The sequence below is a fragment of the Lentzea californiensis genome (assembly GCF_024648825.1).
GTDB lineage: Bacteria > Actinomycetota > Actinomycetes > Mycobacteriales > Pseudonocardiaceae > Lentzea > Lentzea californiensis.
In genome coordinates this window covers 1,561,201-1,581,554 of sequence record NZ_JANBBE010000001.1, presented here as the reverse complement: position 1 = coordinate 1,581,554, position 20,354 = coordinate 1,561,201, and the positions used below count along the sequence as shown (strand labels likewise).

General features: G+C 69.3%; 23 protein-coding genes. 14 read left to right on the top strand and 9 right to left on the bottom strand.

The window, feature by feature from the left end:
- Positions 1-5: 5 nt before the first annotated feature.
- The 3 genes from LX88_RS08210 to LX88_RS08200 are packed head-to-tail and all read right to left on the bottom strand — an operon-like array spanning position 6 to position 2,196.
- Positions 6-656, bottom strand: a complete 651-nt coding sequence (locus LX88_RS08210) for an ABC transporter ATP-binding protein (RefSeq protein WP_258947153.1) — start codon at positions 654-656, stop codon at positions 6-8.
- A complete protein-coding gene (locus LX88_RS08205) occupies positions 653-1,693 on the bottom strand; it encodes a peptidoglycan-binding protein (protein ID WP_258947152.1) in 1,041 nt (346 codons plus the stop codon). The genes LX88_RS08210 and LX88_RS08205 overlap by 4 nt, the downstream gene beginning before the upstream one ends.
- Positions 1,694-1,701: 8 nt before the next feature.
- Positions 1,702-2,196 carry a hypothetical protein gene (locus LX88_RS08200; RefSeq protein WP_258947151.1) on the bottom strand — a complete coding sequence of 165 codons (495 nt, stop codon included), beginning with the start codon at positions 2,194-2,196 and terminating at the stop codon, positions 1,702-1,704.
- Between the two features lie 88 nt (positions 2,197-2,284).
- On the opposite strand from LX88_RS08200, the gene LX88_RS08195 reads away from it, so the two are divergent.
- From LX88_RS08195 to LX88_RS08155, 9 genes are all read left to right on the top strand, one after another.
- The gene (locus tag LX88_RS08195; RefSeq protein ID WP_258947150.1) at positions 2,285-2,944 is read left to right on the top strand and encodes a response regulator transcription factor; all 660 of its coding nucleotides are present in this window, start codon (positions 2,285-2,287) and stop codon (positions 2,942-2,944) included.
- A complete protein-coding gene (locus LX88_RS08190) occupies positions 2,941-4,083 on the top strand; it encodes a sensor histidine kinase (RefSeq protein WP_258947149.1) in 1,143 nt (380 codons plus the stop codon). The genes LX88_RS08195 and LX88_RS08190 overlap by 4 nt, the downstream gene beginning before the upstream one ends.
- 101 nt (positions 4,084-4,184) lie before the next feature.
- Positions 4,185-5,117, top strand: a complete 933-nt coding sequence (gene sepH / locus LX88_RS08185) for a septation protein SepH (RefSeq protein WP_258947148.1) — start codon at positions 4,185-4,187, stop codon at positions 5,115-5,117.
- Between the two features lie 16 nt (positions 5,118-5,133).
- Entirely contained in the window at positions 5,134-5,499 is a 366-nt protein-coding gene (locus LX88_RS08180) for a hypothetical protein (protein ID WP_258947147.1), read from the top strand.
- A gap of 42 nt (positions 5,500-5,541) precedes the next feature.
- Complete coding sequence (locus tag LX88_RS08175; RefSeq protein ID WP_258947146.1) at positions 5,542-5,949, top strand: hypothetical protein; 408 nt, start codon at positions 5,542-5,544, stop codon at positions 5,947-5,949.
- Positions 5,895-6,341: a hypothetical protein gene (locus LX88_RS08170; RefSeq protein ID WP_258947145.1), complete on the top strand. Its 447-nt coding sequence runs from the start codon at positions 5,895-5,897 to the stop codon at positions 6,339-6,341. The genes LX88_RS08175 and LX88_RS08170 overlap by 55 nt, the downstream gene beginning before the upstream one ends.
- Positions 6,342-6,348: 7 nt before the next feature.
- Positions 6,349-6,831 carry a hypothetical protein gene (locus LX88_RS08165; protein ID WP_258947144.1) on the top strand — a complete coding sequence of 161 codons (483 nt, stop codon included), beginning with the start codon at positions 6,349-6,351 and terminating at the stop codon, positions 6,829-6,831.
- A complete protein-coding gene (locus LX88_RS08160; RefSeq protein ID WP_258947143.1) occupies positions 6,828-7,247 on the top strand; it encodes a hypothetical protein in 420 nt (139 codons plus the stop codon). The genes LX88_RS08165 and LX88_RS08160 overlap by 4 nt, the downstream gene beginning before the upstream one ends.
- Positions 7,213-7,632 (top strand): hypothetical protein, encoded by a 420-nt coding sequence (locus LX88_RS08155; RefSeq protein ID WP_258947142.1) that lies wholly within the window; start codon positions 7,213-7,215, stop codon positions 7,630-7,632. The genes LX88_RS08160 and LX88_RS08155 overlap by 35 nt, the downstream gene beginning before the upstream one ends.
- Here LX88_RS08155 and LX88_RS08150 read toward each other — a convergent pair.
- Entirely contained in the window at positions 7,622-7,846 is a 225-nt protein-coding gene (locus tag LX88_RS08150) for a hypothetical protein (protein ID WP_258947141.1), read from the bottom strand. The two genes, LX88_RS08155 and LX88_RS08150, sit on opposite strands and share 11 nt — an antisense overlap.
- 123 nt (positions 7,847-7,969) lie before the next feature.
- Here LX88_RS08150 and LX88_RS08145 point away from each other — a divergent pair, with 123 nt between their 5' ends.
- The 3 genes from LX88_RS08145 (at position 7,970) to LX88_RS08135 (ending at position 12,653) form a co-directional block, all read left to right on the top strand.
- Positions 7,970-9,742, top strand: coding sequence for an ABC transporter ATP-binding protein (locus tag LX88_RS08145; protein ID WP_258947140.1), 1,773 nt, complete (start codon positions 7,970-7,972; stop codon positions 9,740-9,742).
- Entirely contained in the window at positions 9,739-11,580 is a 1,842-nt protein-coding gene (locus LX88_RS08140; protein WP_258947139.1) for an ABC transporter ATP-binding protein, read from the top strand. Before LX88_RS08145 ends, LX88_RS08140 begins: the two co-directional genes overlap by 4 nt.
- Positions 11,581-12,053: 473 nt before the next feature.
- The gene (locus LX88_RS08135) at positions 12,054-12,653 is read left to right on the top strand and encodes a DUF2537 domain-containing protein (protein WP_258947138.1); all 600 of its coding nucleotides are present in this window, start codon (positions 12,054-12,056) and stop codon (positions 12,651-12,653) included.
- A gap of 4 nt (positions 12,654-12,657) precedes the next feature.
- Here the strand turns inward: LX88_RS08135 and LX88_RS08130 are convergent, their stop codons facing one another.
- Positions 12,658-13,449: a TrmH family RNA methyltransferase gene (locus LX88_RS08130; protein ID WP_258947137.1), complete on the bottom strand. Its 792-nt coding sequence runs from the start codon at positions 13,447-13,449 to the stop codon at positions 12,658-12,660.
- 209 nt (positions 13,450-13,658) lie between these two features.
- Here LX88_RS08130 and LX88_RS08125 point away from each other — a divergent pair, with 209 nt between their 5' ends.
- Complete coding sequence (locus LX88_RS08125) at positions 13,659-15,155, top strand: glutamate-cysteine ligase family protein (RefSeq protein WP_258947136.1); 1,497 nt, start codon at positions 13,659-13,661, stop codon at positions 15,153-15,155.
- Positions 15,156-15,162: 7 nt separating this feature from the next.
- Here LX88_RS08125 and LX88_RS08120 read toward each other — a convergent pair whose 3' ends face one another.
- Genes LX88_RS08120 through LX88_RS08105 form a run of 4 tightly spaced genes read right to left on the bottom strand, consistent with a single transcriptional unit; the run spans position 15,163 to position 19,517 of the window.
- On the bottom strand, positions 15,163-16,128 hold the full coding sequence (locus LX88_RS08120) for a hypothetical protein (protein WP_258947135.1): 966 nt from the start codon (positions 16,126-16,128) through the stop codon (positions 15,163-15,165).
- A gap of 58 nt (positions 16,129-16,186) precedes the next feature.
- Entirely contained in the window at positions 16,187-17,419 is a 1,233-nt protein-coding gene (locus LX88_RS08115) for a penicillin-binding transpeptidase domain-containing protein (RefSeq protein ID WP_258947134.1), read from the bottom strand.
- A gap of 38 nt (positions 17,420-17,457) precedes the next feature.
- Complete coding sequence (locus tag LX88_RS08110) at positions 17,458-17,868, bottom strand: hypothetical protein (RefSeq protein ID WP_258947133.1); 411 nt, start codon at positions 17,866-17,868, stop codon at positions 17,458-17,460.
- Between the two features lie 5 nt (positions 17,869-17,873).
- The gene (locus LX88_RS08105) at positions 17,874-19,517 is read right to left on the bottom strand and encodes an ABC-F family ATP-binding cassette domain-containing protein (protein WP_308203425.1); all 1,644 of its coding nucleotides are present in this window, start codon (positions 19,515-19,517) and stop codon (positions 17,874-17,876) included.
- A gap of 86 nt (positions 19,518-19,603) precedes the next feature.
- Between LX88_RS08105 and LX88_RS08100 the strand changes: the two genes are divergently transcribed.
- Positions 19,604-20,224, top strand: coding sequence for a superoxide dismutase (locus tag LX88_RS08100; RefSeq protein ID WP_258947132.1), 621 nt, complete (start codon positions 19,604-19,606; stop codon positions 20,222-20,224).
- Positions 20,225-20,354: the final 130 nt, after the last annotated feature.

The window sequence follows — 20,354 nt, the reverse complement described above, 5'->3', positions numbered from 1 at the left end:
CGAAGTCAAACGATCACTCCGTCGCGGACCTCGACGCGGCGCGGCGCCCACGCCGCGATGTCCCGGTCGTGCGTGATCATCACGATCGTCGTGCCGTCGGAGTTGAGGCTCTCCAGCAACTCCAGCACGCCCGCGCCGTTCTTCGTGTCCAGGTTCCCGGTCGGCTCGTCGGCCAGCAGGATCCCCGGCGTGTTCACCACGGCCCGCGCGATCGCGACCCGCTGACGTTCACCGCCGGACAGCTCGTGCGGCTTGTGCAGCGCACGGTGGATCAATCCGACCCTGTCCAAGGCGGACATGGCCATGGACCGTCTCTTCGAGCGCGGCACACCGGCGTAGACGAGGCCAGATGCCACGTTCTCGATCGCGGACAGCCCGTCGGTGAGGAAGAACTGCTGGAACACGAACCCGATGGTGCGCGCCCGCAGCGCCGACAAGGCGTTGTCCGACAGGGTGGAGATGTCGTTTCCGTCGATCTCCACCTTGCCCGTCGTCGGCTTGTCGAGCGTGCCCATCAGGTGCAGCAGCGTCGACTTCCCCGAGCCGGACGGTCCCACGATCGCGAGCATCTCCCCGCCCCCGACGGTCAGGGAGACGTCGCGCAACGCCTGCACACCACCGGGATACGTCCGGCTCGCGTGGTCGACGGTGATCACTCGGTGGTCACCACCTTCATGCCCTCGCGCAGGCCCTCGCCCTGCACCTCGACCTCGCCCTTGGCGAAGATGCCGACGGTGACCGGGATGGTCCTGCCGTCGTCGGTGACCACGCCGTAGCCGCCCTCGTTGAGCGCGAGGAGTGCGCCGATCGGGACCGCGAGCACGTTCTGCTTCTTCGACACCGTGAACAACGCGGTGACGTTGCCGCTCTCGATGCCCTCGGCGGCCTTGGGGTCGTCGACGGAGATCGTGAGGACGAGCTTCGGCTTCTGGCCCTGGTTCGGGTCGCCGGGGTTGCGGGTGACGCCGGTGATGGTGCCGGTCGTCGGCTTGCCGCCGGTGATCGACAGCTCGACCTTCTCGCCCTGCTTGGCGAGGCGCTGCTTGGACTGTTCCAACTCGACGGTCACCGCGCGTTCGGTGCCGGTGACCTTCATGACGTCGCCGCCGGCGGGTGCGCCGAGCTGGGCTGACAGGGACGAGACGCGGATCGCCCCTGGCTGGACGACCACGTCACCGGAGCCGAGTTTTCCGTTCTGCTCCAGGCCGTTGGCCTTCTGCCACTTCTTCAGCGCGGAGGCCGTGTACGAGGTGAACTTCTCGTCGGGGGCGCCGAAGTCCTTGTACCCGAGTGCGGCGAGGTTCTCCTCCACCACCTTGACGTCGGGTCCGTTCGGCATGCCCGCTTCGAGATCGCGGTAGAGCGGCATCGTGCCGTAGAACAGCGGCACCGGTTCGGCGTCCGACCAGAACACCGGTTTGCCCTGGTCGATGACGGCGCCCTGGTCCGGCAGCCCGGTGACGGTGCCGCCTTTCCGGCTGGACAGGGCTCGTTCCGCGCCGAAGCCGAGCTGGCCGGTCACCGACTGCTGGTCGGCCAGGTTCGTCTTCTTGACCTGCGTGGTCTTCGACGGGTCGTTCTGCAGCGGCGCGGCGTTGGCCTGGTTGGACGCGATCCTCGTGAGCACCACGACCCCGCCCGTGCCGAGCACCACCGCGGCGACGAGCACGGCGATGAGGAGCTTCCTGTTCACCTGGCGCTTCATCCGACGGGCCTCGCAGCGACCATGCCTTCACCGAGGCCGCAGTCCTTCATGTCCTGCTTGACCTTGTCGTCGTCGAAGTTCGGGAGCTCCCTGGCCTCGGCCGTGCCGCCACCCTCGAACGACGGGTCGGGCCAGTCGTGTCCCTTGTCGCGCATGCACTTCGCCTGCTGGCGCATCTTGTCCTGCTGCTCCGGCGACGGTGGCTTCATCTCGCCGCCGTTGGGCAGGTGCTCCTTGCAGGCCTCGTGGGCGGTCTTCATCTTGTCCTCGTCGATGGACGAGGCGTCGCCACCGGGCATCGCCTCGATCATCACGCCGCCACCGTCCTCGCTGGTCTTCGGGTCCGGCATGTCGACGCCGTTCTCCCGCATGCACTGGGCGAACTTGACCATGTCGCCCTTCTCGTCCTTCTGAGCGGCAGGCTGCTCTTTCGACCCGCAGGCGGTGAGCGCCAGGAGCAGGCCCAGCAACACTGCGATGGTGGATTTCATGGGGACAGGTCTACGGAGGGCGTCATTCGGCGGCGTTAAGCGAAAGGCCTTATCCGGCGCTTATGCCCGTTGCGCGGAAAATAGCGTCATGCGTGTGCTGGTGGTCGAGGACGAACAGCTGCTCGCGGACACGATCGCCGAGGGGTTGCGCAGGTTCTCGATGGCGGTCGACGTCTGTTACGACGGCGAAGCGGCGTTGGAACGGGTGGGGGTGCATGCGTACGACGTCGTGGTGCTCGACCGCGATCTGCCTCTCGTGCACGGTGACGAGGTGTGCAAGGCGGTGCACGCGACCGGGGGTGAGGCGCGGGTGCTGATGCTGACGGCGGCGGCCGAAGTGGACGACCGGGTGGCCGGACTCGGGCTCGGCGCCGACGACTACCTGACCAAGCCGTTCGCGTTCGCCGAGCTCGTGGCCCGCGTGCAGGCGCTGGGCCGCCGGGCCCGTCCGGCCTTGCCGCCGGTGCTGGTGCGGGCGGGCGTGACGCTGGACCTGCCGCGCCACCAGGCGATGCGTGACGGGACGTTCCTGCCTCTCTCGCCGAAGGAGTTCGCCGTGCTGGAGGTGCTGATGCGGGCGGAGGGCAACGTGGTGAGTCCCGAGGAGCTGCTGGAGAAGGCCTGGGACGAGCACGCGGACCCGTTCACCAACGCCGTGCGGGTGGCGGTGATGACGCTGCGCCGCAAGCTGGGCGCGCCGCAGGTCATCCAGACCGTGCCCGGCGCCGGTTACCGGTTCGGCTCATGACGCTGCGGACCAGGCTGACGGCCTGGTACGCCGGGGTGTTCCTGATCGCGGGCATCGCGCTGGTCGGGCTCAACTACTGGCTCCTCGCCGACTGGACGCCGCTGGAAGGCGGGGTGGCGGCGCGGGCGATCCCCGCGGAGACGATGGAGGTGTACGGGCGCTACCCGGCGCTCGAAGCGGCCCAGCTTCCCGCCGACACCCTCGTGTTCACCGCCGACCAGGTCAAGGCGAACACGATGGAGACGGTCCTGTGGCAGTCGATCATCGCGTTGCTGGTGGCCGCGGTGATCGCCGTGTGGCTCGGCTGGGTCGTGGCCGGACGGGTGCTGGCGCCGTTGCACTCGATCACGTCGACAGCGCACCGGCTGGAGGCCGAGCGGCTGGACCAGCGCATAGAGCTGGACGGGCCGCCGGACGAGCTGAAGGAGCTCGCGGACACCTTCGACGGGATGCTCGACCGGCTCGCGTCGTCGTTCGACAGCCAGAAGCGGTTCGTCGCGAACGCCTCGCACGAGCTGCGCACGCCGCTGGCCGTGCAGCGGACGTTGATCGAGGTGGCGCTGGCCGCACCGGACGCGAACGACGACATGCGCCGTCTCGGCACGCACCTGCTCGACACCAACGAGCGGAGCGAGAAGCTCATCGACGGGCTGTTGCTGCTCGCTCGCAGTGACCGCGGCCTCGCCACGCGTGAGCTGGTGTGGCTGGACGAGGTGATCGACGACGAAATCGAGTCCTGCGCGGCTTTGGCTTCGGAGAAAAAGGTCACGTTTGCGGTTCGGACTCGCAGGTATCTGGTCGACGGTGACCCGGTCCTACTTGCGCAGCTCGTCGGCAACCTGTTGCGCAACGCCGTCCTCTACAACGAGCCGGGCGGTTCCGTGTCGGTGGAGCTTGATCGAGAACTGGTCGTCACCAACACCGGTCCCACCGTGCCTGCCCAGGCAGTACCCGGATTGTTCGAGCCGTTCCGCCGGCTCCGGGACCGCACCGGGACCGCCGGGTCCGGCCTCGGACTGTCGATCGTGCAGTCCGTGGCGAGGGCGCACCAGGGCGCGGCGAAGGCTCGTCCGAACGGGGGAGGAGGTCTCGTGGTCCAGGTGAACCTTCCGGAAACGGGAGTGCGGCAACCCTCGTGAACTGGCAAGATCACGTATAGATATCGGCGAGTCTCCCACTCATCGGGGGCTCGTTGTCCTAACGTTGTCTGCTGGCGAGGTGCGAATTCAGGGAGGCCACGATGCGAGCGCTGCGAGTCATCGGGCTCGACGAGGACGGCAAGTCCGTCATCCTCGAGGACCCCGAACACCGCGGCGAGCGCTTCACGCTCCCCGCGGACGAGCGTCTTCGGGCGGCCCTGCGCGGTGATCTGGCGCGCCTCGGCCAGATGCAGATCGAGTCCGGCGAGGCCCAGATGCGGCCCCGGGAGATCCAGGCCCGCATCCGTTCCGGCGAGTCGATCGACCAGGTCGCTGCCGCCTCCGGCATGCCGGCCAACCGCATCGAGCGCTTCGCCTACCCCGTTCTGCTGGAGCGTTCGCGCACGGCCGACATGGCCCAGCGCGCGCACCCGGTCCGCGAGGACGGCCCGGACGTGCAGACGCTCGGCGAGGTCGTCGCGCACTCGTTCGGCCAGCGCGGCCACGACCTGTCCGACACCAGCTGGGACTCGTGGAAGGGCGACGACGGTCGCTGGATCGTGCAGCTGCACTGGAAGACCGGGCGCTCGGACAACCGCGCGCACTGGGCGTTCCACCCCGGTGCGCAGGGCGGCACGGTCACGGCGCTCGACGACGTCGCCGTCGACCTGATGGACCCGAACCCGAACCGGACGCTGCGCACGGTGCGCCCGGTGACGCAGCTCGCGCGGCAGGCACTGGAGGCGACTCCGGTCATCCCGCCGATCCTGCTCGACGACGAAGAACTGCAGGTCCCGGCTCAGGCGACTGCCCCCGTGGCGGCTCCGGTTGCGGCTCCGGCCGTGGCCGAGCCGGCTCAGGAGAAGCTCCCCGAGCCGGAGCCCGCCCCTGCTCCCGCACCGCCGGTGAAGGAGCAGGAACCCGTGGCCGAGAAGCCGGTCCGCAAGGACCCTCCCCCGAAGAGGGGGAAGAAGAACCACCCCATCGTTCCTTCGTGGGAGGACGTTTTACTGGGCGTGCGGTCGAACCGCTGAGTGAGACGCTGCCGTCATGGGACGTCGTGTCGCGCTGGCTGCCGGAGTGGGTGCACTCCTCGGGCTGGCCTGGTGGGGAATGTTCGAGCTCCTCGCTTCGGGTGCTGTCTGCTCGAAGGACGACTGGGGCTGCCTCCAGGCGTTCGTGATCGCCGCACCGGTGTTCGCGGTGCTCGGAGCGGTCGTGGGTGGTTTCGCACTGCGTGCGCTGAGCGTGTCGCGGGCATGGCTGGTCGCCGTGCCCGCGACCCTCATGGCCGTGGTGGCGATGGTGTTGTTGCTGGGCATGACTTTTCTGGCCTTCGCGGTGTTCGCCGCGCTGTACGCGTTGATCGCCGTGCTCACGGGTGCGCGTCGTGAAGGTGCTGTGGAAAGTTCGTGAAGATCAGGCCGGTCGCGGCCTTGATCGGGTAGCTCTTGACGCATGTTGTCGCGCACTGTTCTCGGGGCCGTCATCGGAGCGGTGGCGGGCTTCGGGTTCCTGTCGACCATGACCCTGACGGGCCGGTACTGCACCTTTGGCTCGGGCCGCCCCCTGTGCGGTCACCTCCCGCTGCTGATCCCGCTCCAGTTCCTGTTCTGGGTGGCTGCGGCCGGGATGCTCGTCGTGGCCGGCTTCCGCCTCCTGCGGCAGCGACGCGGGTGGTGGGCGGCGGGGGCCGCCGCCGTGCTGTGGGTCGCGCTGGTCGCGGCGACCCTCTACGTGATCTACGAACACGCCGACCTGTACCAGGCGGAACGCGGTCCCGTCATCACGACGGCGGCGGTGGTCGCGGCGTGCGCCGCCTACGCGGTCGCCGCGCTGGCGGTGGGGCGGGCGCAGCGTTGCTGACGCGGGCGCTGATCGGTGCCTTCGCCGGCGCGGTCGCCGGTATCGCGGGTTACCTGGGCTGGTCGTGGGTGATCCCTGTGGAGTGCCCCGAACTGGGCGGCCGGATCTGCGACGAGTGGTACAGCGTCGCGACGTTCTTCCTGCCCGTGTGCTGGGCCGTCGTGGCGGGGCTGGTCCTGGCGGCGGTGCTCGCGTTGTTCGCACTTCCTCGCGCTTGGTCCGCGTCCGGGCTCGGATGCGCCTTCTGGCCGGTCCTGTGGGTGGCGGGCGCCGTGGTCGACGTCGCGAACATGCAACTCGTCGTGTCCGCCGTGCCGGTCGTGGCGTTCGCGCTGGCAGGCGCGGTCACCGGCCGTTCAGCCCCTGGTGAGGCGACCGCCCGACCGTCATGATCTACCCATGAGGAAGCTCCCGGCGATGCCGGTCGCGGCGATCGTCGGGGCGTTGTGCGGAGCCGGATGGTTCTTCTCGGTCAAGTCGGCCTTCGACCTGCCGTGCAACGGCACCGGGTTGTCGTGCACTTTCTTCGTGCTGCTCTGCGTGGCCCCGGCGCTGCTGATTTACTGGGTGGTCGTGGCGTGGGGGCTGCTGCGGCTCGCGCGGTACTCGCCCGCCTGGCCGACGGTTCTCGCGGGGACGTCGATCGCAATCGCGCTGGCTTGGACACTCGTTTTCGTGATGTCCCTGCTGTCGCTGTCGCGGTGGTTCAACTTCGTCTTCATACCGTTCTTCGGAGCGGTCGGGTACGCCTTGGCCGCCAAGGCGGCCGGGAATCATCGCGGGCGGCGCGCCGGAACGGAGCACCTCGGGCAGGACGACACGCCGGTTGCGTGGTTCTGCGCATGGCAGTGCGTCCTGCGGATCGTCATGCTCCAGCCATGAGGGTGCTCACGGCGGCGGTGGTGGGGGCGGTGTGCGCGGCCGCGTGGTGGATGTCGTTCATCCCCATCGGTCAGTCCCTGTGCCAGGGCACCAGCGCGATCGGATGTGCGGGTCTCATCTTCCTGTGGGTGGCGCCGATATCGGCGGTCGTGTGGGCGGTCGTGGCGTGGGCGCTGCTGAGGCTCGCCCGGTGGAGGCCCGTCTGGCCGACCGCCGTCCTGGGACCGATGGGCTCGTTCGTGCTGGCGCTGACAGGCGCGCTGACCATCGTGGGGATGCGCGCCCAGCCGCCGGAGATCGTCGGTGTCCTGGTGGTCACGATCTCGGCCGGAGTCGGGTACGCCTTGGCTGCTGCGGTGACCGCTGGTTACGGTGGGCGGCGTGACGGAGCAGAGCACCGCGGGCAAGACGGGTAAGGCAGGACGCCGGCTGTTGTTCCGGGTCGTCCTGTCGATGGCCGTCGGGGCCGGGCTGGTGCTCGGGTGGACGTGGGCGTACGAGTCGGGCTTCCTGAAGTCGTGGCTCGACAGCACGTCGATGTCGACGTTCCTGCTGCTCGTGCTGATCGGGCTGCCGCTCGCGCTCGTGTCGTCGCTGGTGCTGGCCGGGCCGGTGCTGTGGGTCTTCGGGGTGCGGCCGGTGTGGCCGATCATCCTGCTCGGGCCGATCCTGCTGGGTGTCGGGCTCTACTTCAAGGTGCACGAACCCGTCCTCGGGTGGTTCACCAACCGGCACCACGCCGAGGCGTTGCTCGCGGCCGTCGCCTACGGGCTGGTCGGCCTGTTCACCTTCAGGAAGTAGCCGGCACCTCGTCGAGCAGGTGCAGGTCCCAGCCCTCTCGTTCGCACCAGTCCTCCGCGTCCTCGCGGGAGACGAGCGTGGCGTGTCTGGGGCGCTCGCCGGCGAGCCGGTCCCAGCCGTCCGGAGCCAGGACGAAGTTCACTCCGTCGTGTGAGGCGATGAGCCGTCCGTGTGGAAACGCCATCGTCTGCTCGGTTCGCAGAAACCGCGTCATGGTGTTCATCGTGCCCTTGACCTCGACCTAAGTCGAGACAGGAGGCTCCGGTGGGAGAAAAACCGGATGCTGAGTGTCGGTCGTACTTCGTACCGTGGAGACGACCTGGAGGGGGCTCACCGCGTGAGCGATCAACGTAACTCGACGATCAGGACCTTGCGGAGGTTGTGGCCGTACGTGCGGCCGCACCGCGCACGGATGACTGTCGTGCTGTCGGCGACGATGCTCGCGATGCTGTGCGGTCTCGGCATCCCGCTGCTGACGCAGCGCATCGTCGACGGTCCGATTCAGAACAAGCAGACCGGCCCGCTGCCCTGGCTGATCGCCGGGGTGCTGGTGCTCGGCATCGGCGAGGCGGTGCTGTTCTACGTCCGGCGCAAGATCGTCGCCCGGCCCGCGGCCGAGGTCGAGGCGCGTATGCGGTTCGACCTCTACAAGCACCTTCAACGGCTGCCGGTGTCGTTCCACGACCGGTGGCAGTCCGGCCAGTTGCTGTCGCGCGCGACGAACGACCTCACGACCGTGCGGCGGTTCGTGGCGTTCGCGATCGTCTTCCTGATCGTGAACAGCGTGGTCGTGCTGATCGGGCTGGGCATCATCGCCTCGCTCTCGCCGTGGCTGCTGATCGTGTCGCTGTGCGGCGCGCTGCCGTTGATCGTCATCTCGTACTTCTTCGAGGCGAAGTTCAAGGTCGTGGCGCGCAGGGCGCAGGACCAGGCGGGCGACCTGACCACGACGGTCGAGGAGTCGGTGCTCGGCATCCGGGTGCTCAAGGCGTTCGGGCGCGGGCCGGAGCTGTCGAAGCGGTTCCTGGCGCAGGCCCGTGACCTGCGGACGACCGAACTGAACAAGATCTCGATCCTGGCCGCGCTGTGGTCGGTGCTGATCGTGCTGCCGGAGCTGTCGATCGCGGGCATGCTCGCCGTCGGCGCGGTCGGCATCGTGCAGGGCTGGATGACGGTCGGCACGCTGGTCGCCGCGGTCGCGGTGAGCGCTTACCTGCGCTGGCCGGTCGACTCCATCGGCTGGTTGCTGGCGGAGACGAACCAGACCGCCTCGGCGCTGGAACGCTACTGGGAGGTCATCGACTCCCCCGTCGCGATCACCGGTCCCGCCTCGCCCGTGCCGCTGCCCACGCCGCTGCGCGGGCACGTTCGTTTCGAGGGCGTGCGGTTCGCGTTCGACGACGGCCGCGAGGTGCTGTCGGGCGTCGACCTCGACCTGCGTCCCGGTGAGACGGTGGCGCTGGTCGGCGCGACGGGGTCGGGCAAGACGACGCTGACCGCGCTCGTGCCGCGGCTCGCGGACGTGACCGGCGGCCGGATCACCATCGACGGCACCGACGTGCGGGACCTCTCGCTGGAGGACCTGCGGACCGTCGTGGGCATGGCGTTCGAGGAACCGGTGCTGTTCTCCGCGTCGGTGACCGAGAACGTCGGCCTGGGCCTGCCGGACGTCACCGAGACCCAGGTGCGCGAGGCGTTGCGGGTGGCCAAGGCGGAGGAGTTCGTGGAAGCCCTGCCGTGGGGCCTCGCGACCCGGATCGGTGAGCAGGGCCTGTCGCTGTCCGGTGGTCAGCGGCAGCGGCTGGCGCTGGCCCGCGCGGTCGTCGGCAAGCCGGCGGTGCTGGTGCTGGACGACCCGCTGTCCGCGCTGGACGTCCACACCGAGGCCGAGGTGGAGGGCGCGCTGCGGCGCGTGCTGAGCGAGACGACGGCGTTGGTCGTGGCGCACCGGTCGTCGACGGTGCAGCTGGCCGACCGAGTGGCGTTGCTGGTCGACGGCAAGATCGAGGCGATCGGCTCGCACCGGGAGTTGTTGGACACCAACGACGAGTACAAGCGTCTTCTGTCCAGCATGGACGACGAGTTGGTGGAAGAGGAGGTGGCGTCATGAGTGAGGTCGTCGCACCCGTTGCGGCTGAAGAGGAGTGGCGCGGCGTCGCCTCCGAGGACATCGAGGAGATCTCCTACTCGACGGGTCTGCGCCTGCAGGCCCGTTCGCGCCGTCTGCTGGGTTCGTTGCTGCGCCCGCACGTCGCCCGCACGTCGCTGGCGATCGCCGCGGTGGTCACCGGCAACCTGGCGGCACTCGCGGGCCCGCTGCTGATCGCCGCCGCGATCGACCGCGGCATCCCCGCCGCGGTGGGCGGCAGTCCGGCGATCCTGATCTGGTGCGTTGTGGGCTACGGGGTCAGCGCGCTGCTGATGACGTTCCTGCGCTGGGCGTTTCTGCGGGTCTCCGGCCGAGTGGGCCAGGACCTGCTGCTGGACCTGCGCGGCCGGATCTTCCGGCACTCGCAGGGCCTGTCGGTCGGCTTCCACGAGTCGTACACGTCCGGCAAGGTCATCTCCCGGCTGACCAGCGACGTCGACGCGTTGCAGGACCTGCTGGAAGAGGGCCTGGACAGCCTGTTCAACGCCGCGCTGTCGGTCGTGGGCATTGCGGTGATCCTGATCTGGCTCGACGCCCCGCTCGCGTCGGTCGTGATCGCGGGTTTCGTGCCGCTGTACTTCCTGTGGCGCTGGTTCCGCCGGCGCTCGATGGAGGCGTACCGCGGCACGCGCGGTGCGATCGCCAAGATCATCGTGCAGTTCGTGGAGTCCATGAACGGCATCCGCGCGGTGCAGGCGTTCCGGCGCCAGCCCCGCAACGAGCAGATCATGGCGGGCTTCAACGGCCAGTTCCGCGACGCGAACACCGACGCGCTGGGCGTGATGGCCACGTTCGTCTCGACGATCCGCGCGATCGGCAACGTGTCGCTGGCCGTCGTCCTCGCCTGGGGCGCCTACCGGGTGGCGGACGGCGCCATCGAACTGGGCGTGCTGGCGGCGTTCATGCTGTACCTGCGCCGCTTCTACGACCCGTTCGACGAGCTGGCGATGTTCGCGAACTCCTACTCCTCCGCCACCGCCGCCCTGGAGAAGATCTCGGGCGTCCTGGAGGAGAAGCCGTCCGTACCGGAACCGACGTCGCCGGTGGTCATGCCCCACGCACGGGGCGCCGTCCGGTTCGCCGACGTGGAGTTCCAGTACCCCGGCACGTCCCGGCAGGTGCTGCCCCGCTTCTCGCTGGACGTGCCGGCGGGCGAGACCGTGGCCCTGGTGGGCGCGACCGGCGCCGGCAAGACCACGGTGGCGAAGCTCGTAGCCCGCTTCTACGACCCGTCAGAGGGATCCGTGCAGCTCGATGGCACGGACCTGCGCTCGGTGACGGACACGGACCTGCGCCGGGCCGTGGTGATGGTGACGCAGGAGAACTTCCTGTTCTCAGGTTCGGTAGCGGACAACATCGCCCTGGGCCGCCCATCCGCGTCACGGGCGGAGATCGAGGCAGCAGCAGCCGAGGTGGGCGCACACGAGTTCATCGCCGCCCTCCCGGACGGCTACGACACGGACGTCCGCAAACGAGGCGGCCGCCTCTCCGCGGGACAACGCCAGATGGTGGCCTTCGCCCGCGCGTTCCTCGCAGATCCGGCGGTACTGGTCCTGGATGAGGCAACATCATCCCTGGACGTGCCCACCGAACGCGCCGTGCAGGCAGCACTGGAAACAGTGCTGGCGGACCGAACCGCGTTCATCATCGCCCACCGCCTGTCGACGGTCCTGATCGCGGACCGCGTCCTGGTGCTGGATGGTGGCATTGTGGTGGAAGACGGCTCCCCGGAGGAGCTGATCGGTGAGCGGGGCAGGTTCGCCGCCCTGCACACGGCCTGGCGCGACTCGCTCGCGTAGGCCTGCAGGTCGCGTTCGCGCCAATGGGGATCTGGCGCGAACGCGACCTCACGACTCCCCCGCACGCCCCCAGGCAGGCGCACGGCCAGGACGCCGCGCGGCCAGGCATGGCGAACCACCCTGCCGCGCAACGGAATGGCCGGGCTGACGCACCCCTTCCGGCATGTACAGGGCAACGGCGGGGCCAAGCACCCGCGCGCGTAGGGCGATGGCGGAGCCGAGCCACCCTGCCGCCCCAAGGCAAGGGCGGAGCCGAGGTGTCCCTCCTGCGCGCAGGAGGGACGGCGAAGCCGAGCCGCCCGGCCACGTACGCAAGGCGACCTGAGCGCACTGGTGACCGCCCTGCTGGAACGGGAACAGGCCAACGCGAGCCGACCCGCACGCCCCAACCCGCCTCGCCAAACCCCTTATCCGTTCTCCCCACCCTCCCCGTCCGATAGGTTCTGCCCGATAGCCAGACCAAGGAGGGCTCTGTGGAGTTGCGAGTCCGGGACGGCCGTGCCGTGCTCGCCGGAGAAGACGATTCCGGTGAGCGCGAGGTCGACCCGCACAGCCTGCCCCTCGGCGCCGATCTCGCCGAGGCACTGCACGAGTGGGCGAAGGTCGCCGACGCGGTGGTGCGCACCGAGACGCCGTCCGACGGCGTGGCCAGCGCGCTGATCGCACGCAGAGGCAAGCAGCTCGCGGGCAGACTCGCCGCGGTCATGAACTCCCCCGTCAGCTACACCGACCCGGTCAGCGGCGACCTGCTCACCGTGGAGGCGCCCGAGGTGCCGTTCGAGGCCGCGTTCACCGCGGAGCCCGAGGCCGAGCCGGAGCCGACGCCGTGGGGCACCGGGCTCACGGTCAGCGCCATCACGGCCGCGATCGTCACGGTGACCGTCGTGTCGTTGTCACTGGGTCTGGGTGAGACGAGCCGGTGGCTGGCCCTGGTCGCGAACGTCCTGGTGGTCGGTGGCCTGGCGCCGAGCGTCTGGCTGGGGCGCAGCGTGCCGGTGTGGCGCTGGGTCGCGTACGGCGTCGTGACCGGGGTGCTCGTCGCCTGGCTCGCCCTGATCCTGACCCTGCTCTGAAGCTCTAGAGCAGCGCGTGGAACGCCACCGCGCCGGCGGTGGCCACGTTCAGCGAGTCCACGCCCGACGACATCGGGATGCGCACGGCCAGGTCGGCGGCGTCGATGGCCTCGTCGGTGAGGCCGGGGCCCTCCGACCCGAGCAGGACCGCCACGCGCCGGCCTCGCAAACCTGCGTCTGCAAGTTGCAGAGCGGAGGGGCGGGGCGTCAGCGCGGCAACTGTATAACCCTTTTGCCGCAACAGGTTCAGCGCCGCGGGCCACTGATCCGTGGTAGCGAACGGCACGCGCAGCACGTGCCCCATCGAGACGCGCACGCTGCGCCGGTACAGCGGATCGCTGCAACCCGGGCCCAGAACGACGCCGTCCACGCCCAGCGCAGCGGCGTTGCGGAAGATCGAACCGAGGTTCTCGTGGTCGCCCACGCCTTCGAGCACGGCGAGGCGCTGGGCGCCTGAGGCGAGCTCGTCGAACGACACGGCGGGCGCGCGGCCGGCCGCCGCGAGTACACCCCGGTTCAAGTGGAAACCAACGACCGACGCCATAACCTCTGCTGACGTCACGTAGGCGGGAACGTCCAGGTCAGAAAGGTCCAGCGCCTCGATCCTGCGCCGCACCCCGAGCAGCCCGCGCACCGGGTACGGCGATGCCAGCAGACGTTCCACCACGACGACGCCTTCGGCGATGACGAGACCTCGTCCTCCGGGCCGGTCGGGCCTGCGGTCGGCCGTCGACAGGTCGCGGAAGTCGTCCAGCCGGGCATCAGCCGGGTCGTAGATCTCGATCACGTCAGCCACGCCGGAAGTTTCGCATCCGGCGGGATGTGGAACAGGCGAGGTAGTCCGGAGGGCGGAACCGCACACGCCCGACCAGCGGATGATCGCTGGTTGTTACCTCCACGTGACAGAGAGCACCGTTTTGGGCGATGTAAAGGGGGATTCCGCTGTGTCACGTTTGGCGTTCCGCCTGGCCCGCGCCCACCGGCGCCGAGCGAAGGGGTAGCGGCATGGGAAGTGAAGTGTCCAGCCGCACTTTCACCAGAGACGACCGCCAGCGTTATCGGGAGAAGATGCAGCGGAGTCTCGACGCACTGGCCACGATGCTGGCCGAAGACACGTTCTCCTTCCCCCGTCGCCAGATGGGGCTCGAGATCGAGCTGAACCTCGTCGACGACGCGATGCGGCCGGCGATGGCGAACTCGGAGGTCCTCGAGAAGATCGACGATCCCTCCTACACCCTGGAGCTGGGACAGCAGAACCTGGAGATCAACGTCCCCCCGCGAGAGCTCGCCGGGGGTGAGATGCTCGGCCTGGAGGAGGAACTGCGGCAGTCGCTCGACAACGCGGACTCCAAGGCCAACGACGCGGGCGCCAACCTCGCCATGATCGGCCTGCTGCCCACGTTGCGGGAGCGGCACTTCGACCGCAAGTGGCTCTCCGAGGGGCCGCGGTACGCGCTGCTCAACGACACCATCTTCAAGGCCCGCGGCGAGGAGATGGTGCTGCACATGGAGGGCCCGGCGATGCCGGGCAAGGGGCCGGAGAAGCTGCTCAGCTACGCGGACTCGATCCTGCCGGAGGCCGCGTGCACCTCGGTGCAGCTGCACCTGCAGGTCGAGCCGACGCACTTCGCCGCGCACTGGAACGCCGCGCAGTGCCTGGCAGGCGTCCAGGTCGCCATCGCCGCGAACTCGGCTTTCCTGCTGGGCAAGGCGCTCTGGCACGAGACCCGGATCCCGTTGTTCGAGCAGGCCACCGACACCCGCCCGGACGAGCTGAAGAACCAGGGCGTCCGTCCGCGCGTGTGGTTCGGTGAACGGTGGATCACGTCGATCTTCGACCTGTTCGAGGAGAACGTGCGCTACTTCCCCAGCCTGCTGCCCGAAACCGACGACGAGGACCCGTTGGAGGTCCTGGAAGCCGGTGGCGCGCCTCGTCTTTCCGAGCTGCGCCTGCACAACGGCACGATCTGGCGCTGGAACCGCCCGGTCTACGACGTGGTCGACGGCGTGCCGCACCTGCGCGTCGAGAACCGGGTCCTGCCCGCGGGCCCCACGGTGCTCGACACGATGGCGAACGCCGCCTTCTTCTACGGCGCCCAGCGCGCGCTCGCCTCGCAGGAGCGTCCACTGTGGACGCAGATGTCGTTCCAGGCGGCCGAGGAGAACCTCTACACCGGTGCCAGGCACGGCATGCACGCCCAGCTGTACTGGCCGGGCATCGGCTGGATCCCGCCGGACGAGCTCGTGCTGCGCCGGCTCCTGCCGATGGCGCACGAGGGCCTGCGCGACTGCGGTGTCTCCGACGAGGCCCGCGAACGCTACCTCGGCGTGATCGAGCAGCGTTGCCTCGCGCGGCGCACGGGATCGTCGTGGCAGCGGGAAACCGTTGCGCTGCTGGAAGAACGCGGCATGTCGAGGGACGCGGCGCTGTCCGGCATGCTCAAGCGGTACATGGAGTTGATGCACGCGGGCGAGCCCGTGCACACGTGGCACATCGGCTAGGTCGGCGTCACCACGTCGTCAGCTTGCTCCGGAACGCCCGCAGGATGTCGTTGGGCAGGCCCGTCGCCGTGACCGGCCTGCCCTGCACCTCGACGTTCGACTCCGCTCCGACGAAGACGACGACCGACAACCGCGGCGTGTACCCGATCATCCAGGCGTGCCGGACCACGTCCCCGTCTTTCACCTCGACGGGCAGGCACGCCGCCTCCGGGTGGTCGCCGCACAGCGGATCGGCCCGCAGCTCCTCGGTGACCCGTGCCGCGAACTCCTTGCTGCGCCCGGGATCCAGGCCCAGCGCAGGTCTGGACGCGGTCGCCGCCCGGTACAGCGTCTTGCCGCCGGCCTCGGTGACGTGGGTGATGAAGTGCGTGTCGTGGTGCACGCCTTCGGCCGCGAAGGTCGCGTAGGCGGTCGCGACGTCGAGCGGCCTCAGCAGTGCCTCGCCGGTGGCGAGCAGGTCCGTCCTCCTGCCCTCGACCTCCGCGCTCTCCGGCACCCCGGCCGCTCGCATGAGCGCCACCGACCCGAACGGCCGCGTCGCGTCACCGGCCGCCCTGACCACGCCACCGGCGTAGTCCGCGGCGGGGTCCAGTCCCGGCACGTACGCCCGCACGCTGCCGTTGGCCGGGTCGACCGCCGTGATCGACGCCGGACGCGCGGCCGCCAGCTGACGGACCACCTCCGTCGCACCGGCCTGCGCCTTCGAGTCGATCGTCGTGACCACCAGCGCACCGCCCGCGGCGCGGAGATGGTCGAGAGACGTACCGGTCGTCCCGAGTTCCCGCAGCACCTGCTGGACCAGCGGCGTCTCCGGCTGACCGGAACGCCACAGCAGCGAGCCGTCCGAGTGCTGCAGCACGACGTCACCGGCGGCGATGGCCTCCGGTGACGCCTCGGGCCGTTGCCACACAACAGCTCCGACGACCGCCGCGACGAGAACCAGTGCGCCCAGAACAGGCAGGAACCGCTTCATCGAATCCCCCAGCGAGAAACTCCCCCAGGGAATCGAATGTAGCGGTGCCGTCCAGCCCTCAGGCCTGCGCCGCGAACGCCTCCCAGACGGTCTTGGGGAGCACGGCCTGCTCGATCGTCTGCTTCACGTCGAGCGGCACGTGCTGCGCCCGGTTCTGGGTCGTGACCAGCACCGTGATCGCCATCCGGTCCGTGTACCCGGTCGCCCACGCGTGGGACCTCTGCCCGGTCGCGTCCTGCTGGTAGTAGGCGGTGCGGCACACCGCACCGGGGCAGGCCGTGTTCTCCTTCAGCACACCGGTGATCCGCGACGAGACCTCCGCGCTCACCGCGATGTCCGGGTCGAACGCGGGCGTGGTGCTCTCGACCACCTGGTACAGCGGTCTGCTGTTGTCGTCGGTCACCTTGGTGACGAAGTGGGTCCGGTGCTGCACGCCGCCCGCGGCGAACGTCGCGTACACCGTCGTCAGGTCGAGCGGGCGCAGGGACGCCGGGTCCGCGCCGAGCGCGATGTCCGTGTCAGGCGGGTTGCCCTTCTCGCCGACGAGCAGTTTCGTTTCCTTGCCCTCGACGACAACGGATTCCGGCACCCCTGCCTGGCGCGCCGCCGCCTGGACGGCCCGCGACCCGGTCGAGTTGGCGACCAGGTCGAACATGACGACACCACTCGACTTGGCCAGAGCCTCGCGCACGGTGCAGCTCTTGCCGCATCTGCCTCCGTCCCAGACCTCGACTCCGGCGACCCTGCGCTTCGTGCCGTCGAACACGGAGTCCAGCTGCTTGCCCTCCTTCATCCCCGCCACGACGTTGAGCGGGAAGAAGGTGGTCCCCGGCTGCTTGAGCACTCCGCCCGCGTAGTCGGTCGGGTCCGGATCGCCGTCGCGCGTGCCCTCAGAGCCGGGCACGTACGCGCGCACACCACCCGTGGCGGGGTCGACGGCGGTGAGCGAGTAACGAAGCGCGGGTGCTTGAGCCCGCGCGGTCGCGTCTACCGCGGAAGTTGCGGCGACCTGGGCCTTCGGATCGATCGTCGTGACCACCGTGCCGCCGACGCGGCGGAGCTGGTCCCGATCGAGAGAAGCCTGCCGGCTCAACTCGGTCAGCACCTGGGTGACGAGCGGGGGCTCCGGCGTGGTGCTGTCGCTGCTCCACAACGGCGACCCGTCCGCGTACTTGATCGCGAAGTTCTTGAGCGGAGGCGGACTTGCCGCCTCAGGCCGTTGCCGCACCACCACCGCGACAACGGCCCCCACCAACACGAGCGCGCCTAAGACGTAGAGCAGACGTTTCATCGGAAACTCCCCCCAGAGCGTGATCCCTGGGGAACAACCTAGCGGCGGCGACCCGCCTTCAACGGCGCGACGTCCGCACCGTCGTGGGACGTCCGGCACTCGTCGGGCGTCACGGCCTCGACCGCCAGCGTCAGCTCGCCCTTCACGCCGGTGTAGATCGACTCACCGCGCGACGCCAGTGAGGCGTGCACGCGGTTGGAGTCGGTGAAGTCGCGTTCGTCCTTCACGCGTTTCTTGCCGGTCTCCTCGGGCCTCGTCGCGCTGCGGAGGTTGATTTCCAGCCACGCGGCGACCTCGGCCGGCGACGTGAGCACTTCCTCTGGGGTGCGTTCCAGCCGAACCTGCCGAGGAGAGGCGTGGTCGAGCGAAGTGTGCTCCACATAGGCGTGCCAGTGGGTGTTGCGCATCGACCAGGTCTGTTCGACCGGCCAGTCCTCCTCGGTGGTCATGACTCCTATCTTCCACCCTTCACACGCGGAAACGTGAGACGGTCGCGGACGTTGATCTCGTGGTCCACCCGCACGGCCGATGCGAGCCGCCGGTCGTGCGTGACCAGCAACAACGTTCCCTCGTAGTTTTCGAGGGCCTGTTCCAGCTGCTCGATGGCCGGCAGGTCGAGGTGGTTCGTCGGTTCGTCCAGGACCAAACAAGTGGTGCCACGAGCCTGCAACAGGGCCAAGCCCGCTCGGGTGCGTTCGCCCGGTGAGAGCTCCCGCGCCGGCCGCAGCACGGCGTCGGCGCCGAGGCGGAACTTGGCCAGCAGCGTGCGCACCTCGACGTCCGGCAGCCCGGTCGCGTCCGCCACGATCCGCAACGCGCTGTCGTCGCTCGCGAAATCGGCCCGCAGCTGGTCGACCTCGCCGACGACGACACCGGGACCGGTCGAACGATCTCCGTGCGTGAGCGGAATGCGGCCGAGCAGCGCGCCGAGCAGCGTCGACTTGCCGGAGCCGTTGGGCCCGGTGATCCGCCACCGCTCACCGGCGCCGATCGTGAGGTCGATCGGCCCGAGCGTCACGTCGCCGCGGCTGACCACGGCCTGGCGCAGGGTGAACGCGACCGAGCCGCCCCGTCCCGCCGACGGGAGGGTGAGCCGGAGCTGCCACGCCTCGCGCGGTTCCTCGACCTCGTCCATCCTCGCGAGCTGACGGTCCACAACGGACGCTTTGGCGGTCAGGCCCTCCGCGCCGCGTTTGTGGGCGGCACGGATGTTGCGGTCCGGTTCGTCGTTCTGCGTCTTGGCACTCGTCGCCCGGCGCACTCCCTTGCGCGACCACTCCCGCACCTGACGGCTGCGCTGCGTCAGCGAGTCGCGCTTGGTCTCGTACGCCTCGTACTCCTCGTGCGCCCGGCGTTCCGCGTTCGCCTTCTCCTCGACGTAGGCGTCCCAGCCGCCACCGAACACGGTGATCTTGTGGGAGAACTCGTCGAGTTCGGCGATCGCGGTCGTGGTGCGCGCGAGGAACTCCCGGTCGTGGCTGACCAGCACGATCGCACCCTGGTACGCCCTGACGTGGGACTCCAGCAGGTCGAGCCCGGCGGCGTCGAGGTCGTTCGTCGGCTCGTCGAGCAGCAGCACGTCGGCGCGCGTGAGGAGGACGGCGGCGAGCCTGAGCCGCGCCTGCTGGCCACCGGACAACTCGTCCGGCTCGCGGCCGTCGAGCAGGTCGGCCCGCAGCCCGAGGCGTTCGCAGACGACGTCAGCGCGTTCGTCGAAGTCACCGGCACCGATGGCGGTCCAGTGGTCGAACGCGTCGGAGTAGCGCTCACCGCCGCCGTCCGCGAGTGCTTCGGCCTCCCGCTGCAGCCACTGCTCGGCCCGCGCGACGCCGGTGCGGCGGGCGAGGTGGTCGCGCAACGACTCCCCGGCCACGGGGAGGGTCTCCTGCGTCAGGTGCGCGACGGTCCCGGTGCTGGAGACAGATCCGGATTCCGGCAGCAGCTCACCGGCGAGCAGGCGGAGCAACGTGGACTTGCCGACGCCGTTGGGCGCGATCAGGCCGACGCGGTCACCAGGCGAAACATCGAAATCCACCTCCGAGATCACGGTCCTCGGACCGAACGACAGCGAAATTTTCCTGGCTGTCAGCACGGACACGCTTCCGACGGTACGGCCATCCGCAACTGGTTAACTGGTCCTTATTGCTAGTAAGTTGCAAGTACCAAGAGATTGCAGGAGATGTCATGGGCCAGTACGTGCTGCCGGATCTCGACTACGACTACGGCGACCTCGAGCCGGCGATCATCGGTGAGATCAACGAGCTGCACCACGGCAAGCACCACGCGGCCTACGTGAAGGGCGCGAACGACACGCTGGAGCAGATCGAGGAAGCCCGCGACAAGGAGTCCTTCGGCTCCATCGTCGGCCTCGAGACCACGCTGGCGTTCCACCTGGCAGGCCACGCGCTGCACCAGGTGTGGTGGAAGAACCTCTCACCCAACGGCGGTGACAAGCCGGTCGGCGAGCTCGCGGCCGCGATCGACGAGCACTTCGGCTCGTTCGACAAGTTCCGCGGCCAGCTCAACGCCTCCGCGTCCTCGATCCAGGGCTCGGGCTGGGGCATCCTCGCGTGGGAGCCGATCGGGCAGAAGCTGGTCACGCTGCAGCTCAAGGACCACCACTCGAACCTGTCGATCGCGACGACGCCGCTGCTCGCGTTCGACATCTGGGAGCACGCGTACTACCTGCAGTACCGCAACCTGAAGGCCGACTACATCTCAGCGCTGTGGAACGTCGTCAACTGGGACGACGTCAACGCCCGCTTCGAGGCGGCGCGTGCGGGCCAGAACGGCCTGCGGCTCTGACTCGCTGAAGCTTCGGCAGTGGATGCTCCGACAAGCTCCTGCTGCTGAAAACGACGAGGCCCCCCTCTGCCCAGAGGGGGGCCTCGTCCGTTCCCGAACTGACTGCCGCTCCCACCACGAAGCGACGAGA